8 protein-coding genes and 3 pseudogenes are annotated in these 15,615 nt (G+C 65.4%); 4 read left to right on the plus strand and 7 right to left on the minus strand.

The genetic code is table 11. The annotated features are described in order from the left end of the window. Nucleotide 1 precedes the first annotated feature (1 nt). Entirely contained in the window at nt 2-2,572 is a 2,571-nt protein-coding gene (locus tag QOH60_RS26180; protein ID WP_526424804.1) for a DUF4118 domain-containing protein, read from the plus strand. Continuing rightward, a complete protein-coding gene (locus tag QOH60_RS26185; RefSeq protein ID WP_526424805.1) occupies nt 2,569-3,249 on the plus strand; it encodes a response regulator transcription factor in 681 nt (226 codons plus the stop codon). The genes QOH60_RS26180 and QOH60_RS26185 overlap by 4 nt, the downstream gene beginning before the upstream one ends. Before the next feature lie 10 nt (nt 3,250-3,259). On the opposite strand, the gene car is transcribed toward QOH60_RS26185, so the two are convergent. The 3 genes and pseudogenes from car to QOH60_RS26200 form a co-directional block, all read right to left on the minus strand. After that, entirely contained in the window at nt 3,260-6,793 is a 3,534-nt protein-coding gene (gene car / locus QOH60_RS26190) for a carboxylic acid reductase (protein WP_526424806.1), read from the minus strand. A 280-nt stretch (nt 6,794-7,073) separates the two neighbouring features. Continuing rightward, nucleotides 7,074-7,205, minus strand: a pseudogene (locus QOH60_RS26195) (SDR family oxidoreductase); the annotation flags it as partial. Nucleotides 7,206-7,246: 41 nt separating this feature from the next. Then, nucleotides 7,247-8,212, minus strand: a pseudogene (locus tag QOH60_RS26200) (nitronate monooxygenase). A 125-nt stretch (nt 8,213-8,337) separates the two neighbouring features. Between QOH60_RS26200 and QOH60_RS26205 the strand changes: the two are divergent. Together QOH60_RS26205 and QOH60_RS26210 are read left to right on the plus strand one after the other, a co-directional pair. Further along, the gene (locus QOH60_RS26205) at nt 8,338-10,212 is read left to right on the plus strand and encodes an acetate--CoA ligase (protein ID WP_526424807.1); all 1,875 of its coding nucleotides are present in this window, start codon (nt 8,338-8,340) and stop codon (nt 10,210-10,212) included. A 146-nt stretch (nt 10,213-10,358) separates the two neighbouring features. After that, nucleotides 10,359-11,147 carry an ANTAR domain-containing protein gene (locus QOH60_RS26210; RefSeq protein WP_526424808.1) on the plus strand — a complete coding sequence of 263 codons (789 nt, stop codon included), beginning with the start codon at nt 10,359-10,361 and terminating at the stop codon, nt 11,145-11,147. A 139-nt stretch (nt 11,148-11,286) separates the two neighbouring features. On the opposite strand, the pseudogene QOH60_RS26215 reads toward QOH60_RS26210, so the two are convergent. The 4 genes and pseudogenes from QOH60_RS26215 to QOH60_RS26230 form a co-directional block, all read right to left on the minus strand. Next, a pseudogene (locus QOH60_RS26215) lies at nt 11,287-11,556 on the minus strand (diaminopimelate decarboxylase); the annotation flags it as partial. A 143-nt stretch (nt 11,557-11,699) separates the two neighbouring features. Beyond that, complete coding sequence (locus QOH60_RS26220) at nt 11,700-12,275, minus strand: hypothetical protein (RefSeq protein WP_526424809.1); 576 nt, start codon at nt 12,273-12,275, stop codon at nt 11,700-11,702. Nucleotides 12,276-12,287: 12 nt separating this feature from the next. Next, entirely contained in the window at nt 12,288-13,919 is a 1,632-nt protein-coding gene (locus tag QOH60_RS26225) for a long-chain fatty acid--CoA ligase (protein WP_526424810.1), read from the minus strand. A 9-nt stretch (nt 13,920-13,928) separates the two neighbouring features. After that, the gene (locus QOH60_RS26230; RefSeq protein ID WP_526424811.1) at nt 13,929-15,554 is read right to left on the minus strand and encodes a long-chain fatty acid--CoA ligase; all 1,626 of its coding nucleotides are present in this window, start codon (nt 15,552-15,554) and stop codon (nt 13,929-13,931) included. Between the last annotated feature and the right edge of the window lie 61 nt (nt 15,555-15,615).

Below are 15,615 nucleotides of genomic sequence, written 5' to 3' on the forward strand. Positions count from 1 at the left end.
GGTGAGCACTGCCGACGAGCCCCTCGGGCGACACAAGCGCGGCGAGCTACGCATCTACCTCGGGGCTGCTCCTGGTGTCGGTAAGACCTACGCGATGCTGGGCGAGGCTCATCGTCGGCTGGAACGCGGCACCGACCTCGTCGCCGCGGTCGTCGAGACTCACGGACGCAAGAAGACGGCAGAGCTGCTCGAGGGCATCGAGACCATCCCGCCGCGCTACATCGAGTACCGCGGCACCCAGTTCGGCGAACTCGATGTCGAGGCGGTGTTGCGCCGCCACCCTCAGGTCGTTCTGGTCGACGAGCTCGCTCACACCAACACGCCGGGCAGCAAGAACGCCAAACGCTGGCAGGACGTCGAAGAGCTTCTCGATGCCGGCATCACCGTGATCTCGACGGTCAACGTGCAGCATCTCGAAAGCCTCAACGACGTCGTCGCGCAGATCACCGGCATCGAGCAGCAGGAGAAGGTTCCCGACGAGGTGGTCCGCGCCGCCTCTCAGGTGGAGCTCGTCGACATCACGCCAGAAGCCCTGCGCCGCAGGTTGTCCCACGGCAACGTCTACGCCGCCGACAAGGTCAACGCGGCGCTGTCCAATTACTTCCGGCCCGGCAACCTGACCGCGCTGCGCGAACTGGCTCTGCTGTGGCTCGCCGACCAGGTCGACGCAGCGCTGGCCAAGTACCGCGAGGACCACAAGATCACCGAGCCGTGGGAGGCACGTGAGCGCGTTGTGGTCGCGGTGACCGGCGGTCCCGAGTCAGAGACGTTGGTGCGTAGGGCGTTTCGCATTGCGTCGAAGTCGAGCGCCGAGCTGATGGTCGTCCACATCGTGCGCGGCGACGGTCTCTCCGGTGTCTCCGCGCCGCAGATGGGCAAGGTTCGCGAGCTGGCCATGAGCCTCGGGGCCACCGTGCACACCGTCGTCGGCGACGATGTCCCCACAGCGCTTCTCGAATTCGCGCGCGAAGTGAACGCGACGCAGCTCGTGCTCGGAACCTCGCGGCGGTCGCGGTGGGCCCGCGCCCTCGACGAAGGCATCGGTGCACGAACGGTGCAGCAGTCCGAGAAAATCGACGTGCACATGGTCACCCACGGGGAAGCCGCCAAGGGATTTTCGTGGTCGCGAGCGACTCCGCGGCAACGTCATCTCGTGTCGTGGCTGGCTGCGGTCGTGGTTCCGTCCGTGATCTGCGCGGTAACGGTAATGCTCCTCGACCGGTTCATGGGCATCGGCGGTGAGAGCGCACTGTTCTTCGTCGGGGTGCTCGTGGTGGCACTACTCGGTGGTGTTGCGCCAGCGGCACTTTCGGCAGTGTTGTCGGGCCTGCTGTTGAACTACTTCCTCACTGAGCCCCGATACACGTTCACGATCGCCGAACCCGACGCGGCGGTCACCGAATTGGTGCTGCTGGCTGTCGCGGTCGCGGTGGCAGGCCTGGTGGACAGCGCCGCCAAGCGCACCCGCGAGGCCCGACGAGCGTCGCAGGAGGCCGAACTGCTGGCGTTGTTCTCGGGGTCGGTACTACGCGGCGCGGACCTGGACACGCTCCTGGAAAGGGTTCGCGAGACCTATTCCCAGCGGTCGGTGAGCTTGTTGCGCGTCACGAGCGACTCCGACGAGGGCGAGATCATCGCAAGTGTCGGCACGGATCCCTGCGGCGATGTCGACAGTGCCGACACCGCGGTGGAGGTGGACCCCGATCAAGGTCGCCGGCTGGGCGGCTCCGGTGACGAGTTCTGGATGCTGATGACCGGCCGCAAGGTTGAAGCGCGCGACCTTCGCGTGCTCACCGCGGTGGCCAAGCAGGCGGCCGGGCTCGTCAAGCAGCGTGACCTCGCCGAGGAGGCTGGCCAGGCGTCAGCGATATCACACGCCGACGAGCTGCGCAGGTCCCTGCTGTCGGCCGTCAGCCACGACCTGCGTACTCCGCTGGCCGCGGCGAAAGCCGCGGTGTCGAGTCTGCGCGCCGACGATGTGGGCTTCTCACCCGAGGACACCGCCGAGCTGCTGGCCACGATCGAGGAGTCGATCGACCAGCTGACGGCGTTGGTGGACAACCTTCTCGATTCTTCCCGACTCGCCGCCGGGGTGGTGCGGCCCGAGCTGCGGCGGGCGTACCTGGAGGAAGTGGTGCAGCGTGCGCTGGTAGGTATCAGCAAGGGCGCCACCGGGTTTGGCCGGGGCAGCGTGGACAGGGTGAAGGTGGACGTGGGCGACGCAGTCGTGATGGCCGACAGCGGGCTCCTGGAGCGCGTGCTGGCCAATCTGATCGACAACGCGCTGCGCTACGCGCCCGACAGCGTCGTGCGCGTCAACGCATGCAAAGTCGGCGATCGAGTGCTGACCACGGTCGTCGACGAGGGCCCCGGCATCGCGCGTGGCACTGAGGAGCAGCTGTTCGACCCGTTCCAGCGGCTCGGCGACCGCGACAACGCCACCGGGGTCGGTCTGGGCCTCTCAGTTGCGCGCGGCTTCGTCGAGGCCATGGGCGGAACAATCGAGGCCACCGACACCCCCGGCGGCGGGCTGACCCTCGAGATCGACCTCGCTGCTGCGACACCGCAATGACAAGGGTCCTGGTGATCGACGACGAGCCGCAGATCCTGCGGGCGTTGCGGATCAACCTGTCGGTGCGCGGGTACGAGGTGACCACCGCGTCGACGGGCGCGGGTGCACTGCGCGCCGCGGCCGACCATCGGCCCGACGTGATCGTGCTCGACCTCGGGCTGCCCGATATGTCCGGCATCGAGGTGCTGCACGGCCTGCGCGGCTGGCTCTCGGCGCCGGTGATCGTGCTGTCCGCACGCACCGACTCCAGCGACAAGGTCGAGGCACTCGACAGCGGCGCTGACGACTATGTGACCAAGCCGTTCGGGATGGACGAACTCCTCGCACGCCTGCGCGCTGCCGTTCGGCGCGGCGCCGCGGCGGCAGAGACCGACGAACCGGTAATCGAAACAGACTCGTTCACAGTCGATCTCGCAGCGAAAAAGGTCACCAAGAACGGCGCAGAAGTCCACCTCACGCCTACCGAGTGGGGAATGCTGGACATGCTGGTTCGCAACCGGGGCAAACTCGTCGGACGCGAGGAACTGCTCAAGGAAGTGTGGGGACCCACCTACGCCAAGGAGACCCACTACCTACGGGTCTATCTCGCACAGTTGCGACGCAAGCTCGAGGATGACCCGTCGCATCCCAAACACCTGCTCACCGAGGCCGGGATGGGCTACCGCTTCGAGCAGTGACCGCGAGCCCCTACAGCAGGCCCAGCAGCTGCAGATCGGTGATGTATTTGACGATGACCGCGGCCGAGACATGCGGGATGTCTTTGTCCGGGCTGATTTTCGCGTCCTGCACCGCGGACCGGAACCGGTCGGTCGGCGCCATCGACCCGTTGATCGGCTTCCCGGGCCGCTGGTAGTTGTGCAGCAGCGGTAACAACGAGTACTGGCGCTGACGATCCGACAGGGACCGCATGCCCGTCTCGAACCGCTGCAACCACGTCGCGTAGTCGGGAATGCGGTTGATGGAGTAGCCGGCGTCGATCAGCCAGTCGACGTACTCGTCGAGCCCGATGCCGTCGTCGTACGGGTTCATCACGTGGTATGTCTCGAATCCGTCGACCACGCTGGCGCCCAGTGTCGATATCGCCTCGGCGATGAAGTCGACGGGTAGCCCGTCATAGTGAGCGCGTTGCCGGTTACCTTGCGCATCAAGCTCATTGAACGAGCCAGGCGCGATGCCGGTGGCGGCCAGACTCAGCATCAATCGGGTGAACATGTCGGGAAGGTTGAGCTGACCCGCATACCTGGTCTCGGCCAGGATCATGTCGCAGCGGAATACCGATACCGGCAGGCCGCACAGATCGTGGGCCTCCCGAAGCAGGACTTCGCCTGCCCACTTGCTGTTCCCGTACCCGTTGGCGTAGTTGTCGTTGATCGCGCGAGTGGGGCTGATGTCTCGGATGTCGGCGTCCTCGGTGAACGAAGCCGGGGAGATCTGATCGCCCACGCCGATGGTCGACACGTAGACGAAGGGCTTCAGCCTCGTGGTCAGCGCAATCCGGATCAGCTCGGCGGTGCCGACCGCGTTGGGGCCGAACAGCTGGTCGTACGGCAGGACGTGATTGACAAGCGCTGCCGGGTCGACGATCAGATCGACAGTGTCGGCCAGTCGTTGCCAAGTCGTCTGATCCAGACCGAGATTCGCCTCTCCCTTGTCGCCGGCGACGACCTCCAGATGCTCGGCGGCCAATTCTCGGTAATGCCGGAACAACTCCGGGTCGCCGCTGTCGAAGATCTTGTCGAGCCGTTCACGAGCTGCGGCGTCGTCCTTCGCGCGGACCAGGCAGATCAGCTTGCCGTCGACGAGGTCCAGCCGCTCCAGCCATTCCAGCGCCAGGTAGCGGCCCAGGAAGCCGGTGGCGCCGGTCAACAGCACAGTCCGGACCTCGGCGCTCGGGCCTGGCAGATTCCCGGTGCCCACCAACGTCTTTGCGTCAATGAACTTGTCCAACGTGAGGTCACTGGCGTGCACCTGCGCCGCATCACGGCCGTGTACGGCCGCGAAGGTGGGCCGTTTGGCCCCGCCTGACTGTTCCGCCTCGATGTAATCCGCGATGGCTTGCAGATCGGTTGCCGGACTGACGACGACGCCCACCGGCACGTCGATGTCGAAGATCTCGTGCAAGAGGTTGGTGAATGTCAACGCGGACAAGGAATCTCCGCCGAGGTCGGTGAATTGCGCATCGGGACGCAGATCGCCGGTCGCTGCCCCCAGCAGTGCCGCCGCGGCCCGGCTCACGGTCTCCAGGACGGGTCGATCAGCGTCGGTCTGGCGCAATGCGCGCAACTCGTCGAGCTGCCCTTCGGCCAATTCGGCATACAGCTGCTCCAGAACCGGGCCGTAGTGTTCCTTCAGCTTCGGTCGGGCCAGCTTGCGGATACCGGTCAGCAGACCGTTCTCGAGCGTGAATGGCGTTGTCTCGACGATGAAGTCGCGCGGGATCTCATAGGATTGCAGTCCCGCCTCCTTGGCCACGTTCTGCAGCGCATCGCCGATGAGCGGCTTCAGCGCTTCCACATCGGCGCCGACGCGCGACAACGCATCCTCGGTGGGCACGACGACCGCCAACAGGTAGGCGCGTGCACTGTTGCCGTAGACATAGATCTGCCGGACGAGCGGGCTACCGTCGAACACCGCCTCTAGCTTCGAGACGGTGACGAACTCGCCCTGCGAGAGCTTCAGCACGTTGTTACGGCGATCGAGATACCTGAGCTGGTCCGGACCGATCTCGGCGACGATGTCTCCGGTTCGGTAGTAGCCGTTGTCGTCGAACACCTCGGCGGTGACGTCGGGGCGCTTGTAATAGCCCGGGAACAAGCTGTCCGACAAGACGACGAGCTCGCCTCGGGGATAGGGCCGGTCTGTGTGAAAGTAGCCCAGATCGGGGACGTCGAGCAGCTTGTAGTCGATGACAGGTGGGCGGCGCACCTGACCGTCGACGAAGACGGCCCCGGCCTCAGTGGAGCCGTACCCTTCCAGCAGATGAAGGTCGAGGTAGGACTCGACGAAGGCCTTCGTCTCGTCCGAGATCGGCGCGGAGCCGGTCATGGCCGAAACGAAGCGCCCGCCAAGAAGGCGCTGACGCTGGTCGGCGATGACCTCGGCTTCGACCGCCGCGCGATCGTGGCCGTCGGATGTGCGCCGGTCCACCTCACTGTGGAACTCCTGGAACAACATGTCCCAGATCCGTGGCACAAAGCTCAAATGCGTTGGCCGGACCAGTGCGAGGTCTTCCAGCAGTGTCGAGAGGTCGCTCTTGGCCGCGAAGTACGCGGTGCCGCCTGCGGCGAGAGTCGAGTACAGAACTCCTCGCCCCATCACGTGGCTCATCGGCAAGAAGGACAACGTGATCGACGGCTCGAGGCTCGCCATGCCCCAGGCTCCTCGGCCTGACGCGTGCCACTGCTTGGTGATCAGGCGCTCGGGGTACATCGCGCCCTTGGGTGTGCCGGTGCTCCCGGAGGTGTAGATGAGCAGTCTCAGCGGGTCGTCGTCGTCGGGGGCGGGCATCGGCACGCCGGGCAGCGCATTGCCGCGGTCGAGCACGTCGGCGAGCGTCTCGACGATCACTGGGTTGTCCGCTTGTGCCAACTGCGCGCGGGCAGCTTCGAACGCATCCCAGTGGTCGTCCACTTCTGAGTGGTAGTCGAAGACGACTAGCCGCGCGGGCTGATGTGCCGTCAAGACAAGGTCGACGGCGTCGGCAAGGCTGTCGATGCTCGCGGCGAGCACAGCGGGTTCGGTCTCGGCAACGATGGGCCGCAGTTGCGCGATGGGCGCACTGGTCTGCAACGGCACCGCCACCGCACCCAGCCGGATCAGTGCCAGGTCGACCACGGTGTAGTCGACGCTCGTGAAGCCCAGCACACCGACGCGATCACCGGCCCGTACCGCAGGCGTCGGATCCGAGGAGAATGCCGCCGCGACCGCGCCGGCCCGTGCCCACAGTTCCCGGTAGCTGACCGTGTCGAACCGAGGGAGCAGTTCCAGCGTGGTGCGGCCGGTGTGCGGATCATCGGCAAGACGCGTGGCACGCTGCCCGAGGGCGGGCCGGTCCGCATAGCCGTCCATGACGGTCTGCACTATCTGGGGGAGTCGCATCCCCGGCTGGTCGATAGCCGAGGTGATCGCGTCGCTGGGCCGGGCCGCGGCAAACTGCTGGTCAGTGGCGTACAAATCGGCAATGCGACGCGCGAGGCGCTGTTGAGATTCTTGGATTGACATCGTCGTTCCTGAACAATCGATTAAACGAATTAGTGGCGCGGCGCTGCGTCCAGATCCTATGACGTTAGTAGTGCTAAATATATTCCCGGCTCGACCTATCAATGTGCTGACCATCGACTTACGCTGCGCTGTAAGGACTTCGGGCTCGCATGCTCAATCACCCGCCTTTTCGCTGGTCCCAATCACGCTGGCCCCCACTACGGTTACGCGGAAGGGCCGTTGCCGCGTTCATGTGATCTTCGTCGCATGCCGCCGACCGGCAGGCGTGGCCACGAGCCCCTTAGTGTCCTGCGCTCTGGCCGCCGTCCACCTGCAGGATCTCCCCCGTGACAAACGACGCATTCTCAAGGTAGGCAATCGCTTCCACGACGTCATCAATCTCGCCCATCCGGCGCAACGGATGAATCGCAGCGCCCGTGATGAGAGCGACCTTCTGCGAATGTTGGGGATGGCTCATTGGAATAGTCCCTCCATGATCTCGGCGACCGAACCGGCCTTCGCCTGCTGGAACGCACTGCCCGCCCACATGCTCATGCCATGGGGGTCGCCGGCCTTTTCCGCCGCCTTCAGCAGCGGACCCGTCATCAGTGCCAGTTCGGGAAACCCGAATGGCGCTTCGGCGTCGTGTTCGTTGACGAAACGGTTACGCAATGCACGCGCGTACCGTCCGGTAAAAGCTTTAGTGACAACAGTTTCGGTGAATTCACCATCTCGCAGCGCGGTGCGATACACGGGATTGGTACCCGCTTCGTCGGCGAGGAGGAACACGGTACCGAGCTGTGCGGCGACGGCGCCGGCTGCCACGACCCCGGCGACATCGGCAGCCGTGGCCAGGCCACCCGCGGCCACCACCGGAACGTCGACGTTTGCGACGATCGCAGCCAACAGCTCCTGCAACGACTCGCTTGGCGGGTGCGCCGTCGCGTCGAACGTGCCGCGGTGCCCCCCGGCCAGGGGACCTTGCACGACGAGTGCGTTCACCCCGTGGGCCACTGCCATCTTCGCTTCCTGCTCGGTCGTGACGGTGCCGACGGTTGTGACGCCGACGTCGCGCAGGTGCGTGCACACGTCGGCGGGTGGAAGGCCGAACGTAAACGACACCACCTCTGGGCGAATGTCGAATACCACCTGCAACTTCGCCCGCCAGCCGTCGTCGGTATACCGCGGCTCACCGACCTGAACACCCTACCGCTTCGCGTCAGGTTCCAGCGCCGCGGCATATGCCGCGAATTCCGCTGACGCGTCGGTACTCGGTTGGGGCACAAACAGATTCACGCCAAGGGGACCCGAGGTCAATCGGCGCGCTGCATCGACGCTCGTCACCGCAGCCGCCAGTTCCGGTGTCGACGGTCCGCCTGCCATCGGTGCGCCAAGCACCGGCACGGTCAAATCTCGTAAGTCGAGTCGCAAGGCAGTCATGGCAGCGAACCTCCAGGTTGATCGTCGTCCGTAGTAATGAACCACTCACCGCCCCGTCTTATTCACTGCGCTGCGACTTGAGATTTCACCGGTGCGCGACACCACTCGGGTTGTACGGTGCCGGTATGGGCGGCTATCAAGAGCTCTTCACTGCGAGCATCGATGATCCGACGACGTTTTGGGCGAACGCCGCGCGCGACGTGTCATGGACCCGCGCGCCGCGCACGATCCTCGACGACAGCAATCCCCCGTTCTACCGATGGTTTCCCGACGGCGAGCTGAACACCTGCTCGAACGCGCTCGACCGCCACGTCGCCGCCGGCCGAGGTGACCAGCCGGCGCTGATTTACGACTCTCCCGTCACCGGCACGCAACGAAGCTACAGCTACGCCGAGTTGCTCGATGCCACAGCACGATTCGCGGGCGCGCTGCGCAGCCTGGGCGTGGGCAAGGGCGATCGCGTGGTGATCTACATGCCGATGATCCCCGAGGCGGTCATCGCGATGCTCGCCTGCGCCCGGCTTGGTGCCGTCCATTCCGTGGTATTCGGTGGCTTCGCCGCGAACGAGCTCGCCGTGCGGATCGACGATGCCCAGCCGGTCGTCGTCGTGTCCGCGTCCTGCGGAATCGAGCCATCCCGGACAGTCGAGTACAAGCCGATGCTCGACGCCGCGATCAAGGCCTGCAAGCATCCGCCGCGCCACTGCGTGATCGTGCAGCGCGGGCAGCACCCCTGCCCGCTCGATCCCGATCGCGACGTGGACTGGCAGGACGCGATCGACGCTGCCGATCCCGCCGACGCGGTGCCGGTCGCGGCCACCGACCCGCTGTACGTCCTGTACACCTCCGGCACGACGGGCAAGCCGAAAGGCATTGTGCGCGACAACGGCGGCCACGCGGTTGCTCTCGTCTGGACTATGCGGAACATCTACGACATCGCACCGGGGGACGTGTTCTGGGCTGCCTCCGACATCGGTTGGGTCGTCGGGCATTCCTACATCGTGTACGCACCGCTGATGGCCGGTGCGACGACTGTGCTCTACGAGGGCAAGCCGGTGGGCACCCCCGACCCGGGCGCGTTTTGGCGCGTCGTGGCCGAGCACCGGGTGAAGGCACTGTTCACCGCGCCGACCGCGCTTCGGGCGATCCGCAAGGAAGACCCCGACGCCGGCCACCTCGCGGAGCACGACACAACCTGTTTGCAGTACCTGTTCCAGGCTGGAGAACGGCTGGATCCCGACACCTACGCCTGGGCATCGGACAAGCTCGGCATTCCGGTGATCGACCACTGGTGGCAGACCGAGACGGGATGGGCGATCGTCGCGAATCCGATGGGCGCCGAAGCGCTTTCGATCAAGGCGGGCTCTCCGAGCGTGCCAATGCCAGGCTACGACGTGGCTGTCCTACGGCCTGATGGGAGCTGTTGCGACCCCGGGGAAGAAGGCGCGATCTGCTTACGGCTGCCGCTGCCGCCTGGAACGCTGCCGACGCTGTGGAACGACGACAACCGTTATGTCGCGGCCTATCTCGATGAACATCCCGGCTACTATCTCACCGGCGACGGCGGATACTTCGACGACGACGGATACCTGTTCGTGATGGGCCGCACCGATGACGTCATCAACGTGGCCGGCCACCGGTTGTCAACGGGCGCAATCGAGGCGGTACTCGCAGCGCATCCCAGCGTCGCGGAGTGCGCGGTGATCGGTGTCGCCGACGACATCAAGGGGCATGTGCCGCGCGGACTCGTCGTCCTTAAGGCAGGGGCCTCCCCCGAGGGCCTCGCCGAGGATCTTGTGGCCAGCGTGCGCGACGAAATCGGTGCGGTCGCCTGTTTCCGGCAGGTCGACGTGGTTCCGGCACTACCGAAAACGCGCTCGGGCAAGGTACTCCGAAAGACCATGCGCGGGATCGCCCATGGCAGAGAAGAACCCGTGCCGTCGACGATCGAGGATCCCAATGTGCTCGACGCGCTAGGGCCGATCCTGCGACCCGCCTGACATGGGCGGTAGCAAGTTCACCGGGTGTGGTTGAGGCACACGATTCGGGGTACTCGCAGGCCAGACGCACCGGGCGCGACCCGTGTCGTAACTGCCGACAGGCGGCCTGTACGTGCCCGACGGGAGGACTGAGGAAAGGAGTCACGATGAGCTCACCCGAACCTCCCGCCATACCGGTTCTGGATGCAGCCGCGCGGCGCCAGGCAGCGGAGGAAGACACCGATCTGCGTGAAGGCCTGGCCGGATTGTCCCGGCTTGCGCTGGATCACCACGGTCTAGCGGCAATGCTCACTCATGTCGCCGAATTCGCCGCAAGGGCGATTCGAGCTGCGGACGGGGCGGGACTGACGCTGCTGTACGGGGATTGCCCCGCCACGGTGGTCGCCAGCGCGGAGTTCGTGCGCCAAGTCGACGCAATCCAATATCGCATCGGTGAGGGCCCGTGTATCACCGTGGCTACGCAGGGACACACGGTCAGCTCGGGGTCGCTCGGAGGAGAAAAACTTTGGCCTCGGTTCGGTCCGCGGGTGGGCCGGCTGGGCGTGCACAGTGTGGTGTCGCTCCCGCTGTTGGGCTCGGATCCGGCTGTCCTGGGGGCGTTGAACATCTACGCCTACGCGAAGGACGCCTTCGACGAGCGCGCAATCGAGCTCGGCGAGTTGTTCGCCGTCCCGGCCGCCGTCGCGGTGCAAGCGGCGAAAGAATTGGACACCGCACGGCGGCTGGCCGCGCAGCTTGAATCGGCCTTGACCAGCCGCCAGATCATCGATCACGCGATCGGAATCGTGATGAGTCGCACCGGCTGCAGCTCGGAGGAGGCGTTCGACAAGCTACGCGTGATCAGCCAGACCGAGCACCGAAAGCTCGCCCAGGTCGCCCAACAGGTTCGCGATGACGCGGTGCGCCGCGCCCGCGCGCGTTACGCCGCAGGCTGACAGATCGGCGAGGACGTCGTCCGTCGTCGGCCGTGGTGTTTTGATCGGGGCGCCAACTGACGCACTGCCGCGATCGCTGTGTTCAATCCGCTCCTGCGGCCGGTGGCCGGACCGGTGTGGGCGACGGCGAGCAGATCACCGGCAGCTCGACATCGCGGGCAATCTCGTCGCCCGATTCACAGTGCCGCCCCACCACAGTCATCGATCGTGTCGGTGTCACCGGATGCCGGTTAGCCAGGGCCACTGTGTATTTCGCACCATACAACGCCACCCGGGGATTGTCGCTCATCCCGCCGTCCACCGCGACGAACGTGCGTGACCCCGGTTGTGACTTCACCGTGAGCACGCGGTAGAGCGTGACGCCGGCATGAGCGCTGATCGCGCGCCCAGGTTCGACGACGATCGCAGGGACGGGAGCAGCTCTCGCAATGTCACAGCTCCACACTGGCATCCGCGTTTGTGTCGCGGAACAAAGGTTGACGCTCTCTTAACGATGGTGAGGCGGATTTTGACGGCCTGGAGTTGCGCGAGCAGACGCAGAAGCGCACAAAATCACTCTGATTCGTGCGATTCTGCGTCTGCTCGGCGGACGAGTTGGCGCGCCGCCTCCGACGCCTCTTCCGCGTTGGCGACCAGCTGCGACTGTCTGCGCGGCCACCACCACGCCTCGATCGGGAAGTAGGCGAAGTACAGCCACGACACCACGTACTCGCCGACAGGAGAGAAGAGGGTGTCGAGAATCGCGACGACAAGAGCCGCACTCCCCAGCAGTGCGAGGAACCACCGCCACAGCCGGCGGTCGGCTGCGGCTTTGAGACCGTCGCTGTATTCGATGACAGCGGGCGCCAGCCGTGAATCGCCGATGTCCGCACCCGTGCGCGCCGCCGTCACGACGGTGACCCGGTCGTCGCCGCTCAGGTCCTTTGCACCGGGCCACAACTTGACCATCCGGCGCGCCAGGAACGGTGTGTAGATCACCATGATGCTGACGAACGCCGCGACGCCCGCGATCCACAGGTTCGAGCCGAAGTACGCGAGCAGTCCCGTGACGAGTCCGAACGCGGCGGTGACGATCAGCGCCCGCACAAACACACCGAAGCGCCACACCCAGGCAGGAACAGCGACCATGTCAGCGTTGACCTAGTCTGCGCACTCGACGACGTCGTAGCCGTCGTCGGTGTAGCGGGCCCGGATCACCTTCTTGTCGAACTTGCCGACGCTCGTGCGCGGCACTTCGTCGACGAACGTCCAACGCTCAGGCAGCCACCAGCGGACAACCTTGTCCCGCAGGAAGTTCCGCAATTCGGGCGCGGTGGCGCTGGCGTCGTCGCGGAGCACCACCGCGACCAGAGGGCGTTCCTGCCACCGCTCGTCTGGCACGCCGACGACCGCTGCCTCCAGGACATCGGGATGACCCATGATGTGGTTCTCCAGTTCCACCGACGAAATCCATTCTCCGCCGGACTTTATGACGTCCTTCGCGCGGTCGGTCAAGGTCAAATACCCGTGGTCATCGATCTTTCCGACATCGCCGGTGCCAAGCCAGCCGTCGGCGAACTTCTCCGCGTCACGGCCACCATAGTAGGAGCCCGTGATCCACGGCCCGCGCACCTCCACCTCTCCGATCGCTTGCCCGTCGTTGGGCAGCACCTTTCCGTCCTCGTCGACCACGCGGATTTCGCAACCAAAGTGCACGCGTCCCGCGGTGTTGCGCGCCGCCCACGCTTCCTGCGGCTCAGCGTTTTTGGGCGGCCGAGCGATGGTCACCAGCGGCGACGTCTCGGTCATCCCCCACAGTTGCGTCAACGTGATGCCCAGCTTGTTCTGGTAGACGTCCATCAACGATTCCGGCACCGCCGAGCCGCCGGAGAAGATGCCCCGCAGCGACGAGATGTCCCGGCCCGGGCGCCGCTCCAGGCAACCCAGCACGTCGTTCCAGATCGTCGGCACCCCCGACGCCACGGTCACCCGCCTTGTCTCGATCATGTCCAGCAACCGGTCTCCCTGCAGGAAGCGATTGGGCAGGACCACGTCGGCGCCCGCCGCAAAGGCTGCGATAGCAAGCCCCCATCCGTTGGCATGGAACATCGGAATCGCCGGCAGCAGGCAATCCCCTTCGGCAAGGCCGATTCCATTGGCGCTCAACACCAATGTGCTGTGCAGGTAGGTCGACCGGTGACTGTACACCACGCCTTTCGGATTGCCGGTGGTGCCGCTGGTGTAACACATTGCCGCAGCTGACTTTTCGTCCAAGTCGGGCCAGTCGAACTCGCTAGACTCCCGGGAGACGAGTTCGTCGTAGCGGACCACGTCCTTGCCGGTCGCCACGAGTTCGTCGACGTCGCCGTCGCCGACCGCCACCACGGTGCGCACCGTGTCCATCTGCGGCAACACCCTGCAAAGCTGATCGGACATCGACAGATCCGCGATAAGAACCCGATCTTCCGCGTCGTTGGCGATGAACGCGAGCTGGTCGTCGGACAGCCGGATGTTCAAGGTGTGCAGCACAGCGCCCATGCACGGGACCGCGAAGTACGCCTCGAAATGTTCCTGGGTATTCCACAAGAACGTGCCCACCCGTTCGTCGCCCGACACACCGAGGCGCCGCAGCCCGTTGGCGAGCTGGCCCACGGAGCTCGCCAACTCGCGGAAGGTGCAGTCGGTGAACCCGTCATCGGTTGCGGTGCTCACGATGTGGGAACCGTTGACCGCCGCGCCGTGGCGCAGGATCGCCGTCACCGTCAGCGGGAAATCCATGATCGTGCTCAGCATTGTCGGCGCCTAATCCCGGCACTCGACGACGTCGTAGCCGTCGTCTGCGTAGCGCGAACGGATCACCTTCTTGTCGAACTTGCCGACGCTTGTCTTGGGCACCTCGTCGATGAAGGTCCAGCGTTCGGGCAACCACCAGCGAACCACTCTGTCCTGCAGAAACTTTCGCAATTCGTCGGCACTGATGTCTGCGCCCTCGGTGCGAACGACTACGGCCAGCGGCCGCTCCTCCCAGCGAGGGTCGGGCACGGCGACGACAGCGGCCTCGAACACCCCCGGGTGGGCCATCAGGTGATTCTCCAGCTCCACCGACGAGATCCACTCGCCCCCGGACTTGATCACATCCTTGGAACGGTCGGTCAGCGTGATGAACCCGAATTCGTCAATTCGTCCGACGTCGCCGGTGCGCAGCCAGCCGTCGTGGAACTTCGACTCGTCGGCGTTCTGATAGTAGGAGGCGGTGACCCACGCGCCACGAAGTTCGATCTCTCCCACGGCTTTTCCGTCATTCGGTAACACATCGCCGCCGTCGTCGACCACGCGAACCTCGGCGCCGGGCAGGATACGGCCAGCGGTGTTGCGCAGCATCCAATACTCGTCGCCACTCACGCCCGCAGGGGGTTTGGCGAGCGCGACCAGCGGTGAGCTCTCGGTCATGCCCCAGCCTTGAAGCACCCGCACCCCGTGATTTTCTTCGAACGCCTTCATCATCGACAACGGCACCGCGGAGCCGCCGGATGCCACCAGCCGCAGCGACGAGACGTCGTGGCCGGGATGGGCGTCGAGGTACTGCAGCACGTCGTTCCAGATCGTCGGGACCGCGGCAGCGACCGTCGGCCGGTGCTTCTCGATCATGTCGACCAGCGGCGCGCACTGCAGAAACCTGTCGGGCATGAGCAAGTCGGCCCCGGCCATGACCGCCGCGTACGGCTGGCCCCACGCGTTGGCGTGGAACATCGGCACGATCGGCAGGGTGCGGTCGCCATCGTTGATCGAGTTCGACCAGCACACCTCCATCGCATGCAGATAGGTCGACCGGTGACTGTAGACCACACCCTTCGGGTTGCCGGTGGTGCCGCTGGTGTAACACATTGCCGCAGCCGATCTTTCGTCCAGCTCCGGCCACTCGTACACCGTCGGCTGGTCGGAGAGTAGCTCGTCGTAGCGGATCACCTTCTTCCCCGATGCCGTGAGCTCGCTCAAGTCCCCCTCTCCCACCACCACAACGGTTTGCACCGTCGGCATCTGCGGCAGCACCGCCGCGAGCACCGGCACCAGGGAACCGTCGACGATGACGACGCGATCGTCGGCCTGCTCGGCGATATAGGCGAGCTGCGCAGCGGGCAGCCGGATGTTCAGGGTGTGCAGCACCGCGCCCATGCTCGGGACGCCGAGGTAGGCCTCGAGGTGTTCCTGGTTGTTCCACATGAACGTGGCCACGCGTTCGTCTCCGGTGATCCCGAGAGCGCGCAGTCCGTGGGCAAGCTGCGCGACGCGTTCGCCGACGGCCCGGTAGGTCGCTTCGCGATGACCGTCGCTGGTTGCCGTGATCACTTTGCGATCGCCGTGCCACGCCGTTCCGTGCCGCAGGATCGCCGTCACGGTCAATGGGAAGTCCTGCATCGTGCTGTCCACTGCTATCCCCTCATGTGTGCGTTGTTGTCCATCTTGGCGCGGAGGGGCATCCTCGACGCAA

This window comes from Mycobacterium sp. (assembly GCF_032159765.1).
In the GTDB taxonomy this organism is placed as follows: domain Bacteria; phylum Actinomycetota; class Actinomycetes; order Mycobacteriales; family Mycobacteriaceae; genus Mycobacterium.

What these genes read in the sequence shown, in the direction of transcription:
- QOH60_RS26220 (WP_526424809.1), bottom strand. Translation starts at nt 12,275, where the DNA reads ATGGTCGCTGTTCCTGCCTGGGTGTGGCGCTTCGGTGTGTTTGTGCGG.
- car (WP_526424806.1), bottom strand. Translation starts at nt 6,793, where the DNA reads ATGTCAATCCAAGAATCTCAACAGCGCCTCGCGCGTCGCATTGCCGAT.
- QOH60_RS26205 (WP_526424807.1), top strand. Translation starts at nt 8,338, where the DNA reads ATGGGCGGCTATCAAGAGCTCTTCACTGCGAGCATCGATGATCCGACG.
- QOH60_RS26185 (WP_526424805.1), top strand. Translation starts at nt 2,569, where the DNA reads ATGACAAGGGTCCTGGTGATCGACGACGAGCCGCAGATCCTGCGGGCG.
- QOH60_RS26210 (WP_526424808.1), top strand. Translation starts at nt 10,359, where the DNA reads ATGAGCTCACCCGAACCTCCCGCCATACCGGTTCTGGATGCAGCCGCG.
- QOH60_RS26225 (WP_526424810.1), bottom strand. Translation starts at nt 13,919, where the DNA reads ATGCTGAGCACGATCATGGATTTCCCGCTGACGGTGACGGCGATCCTG.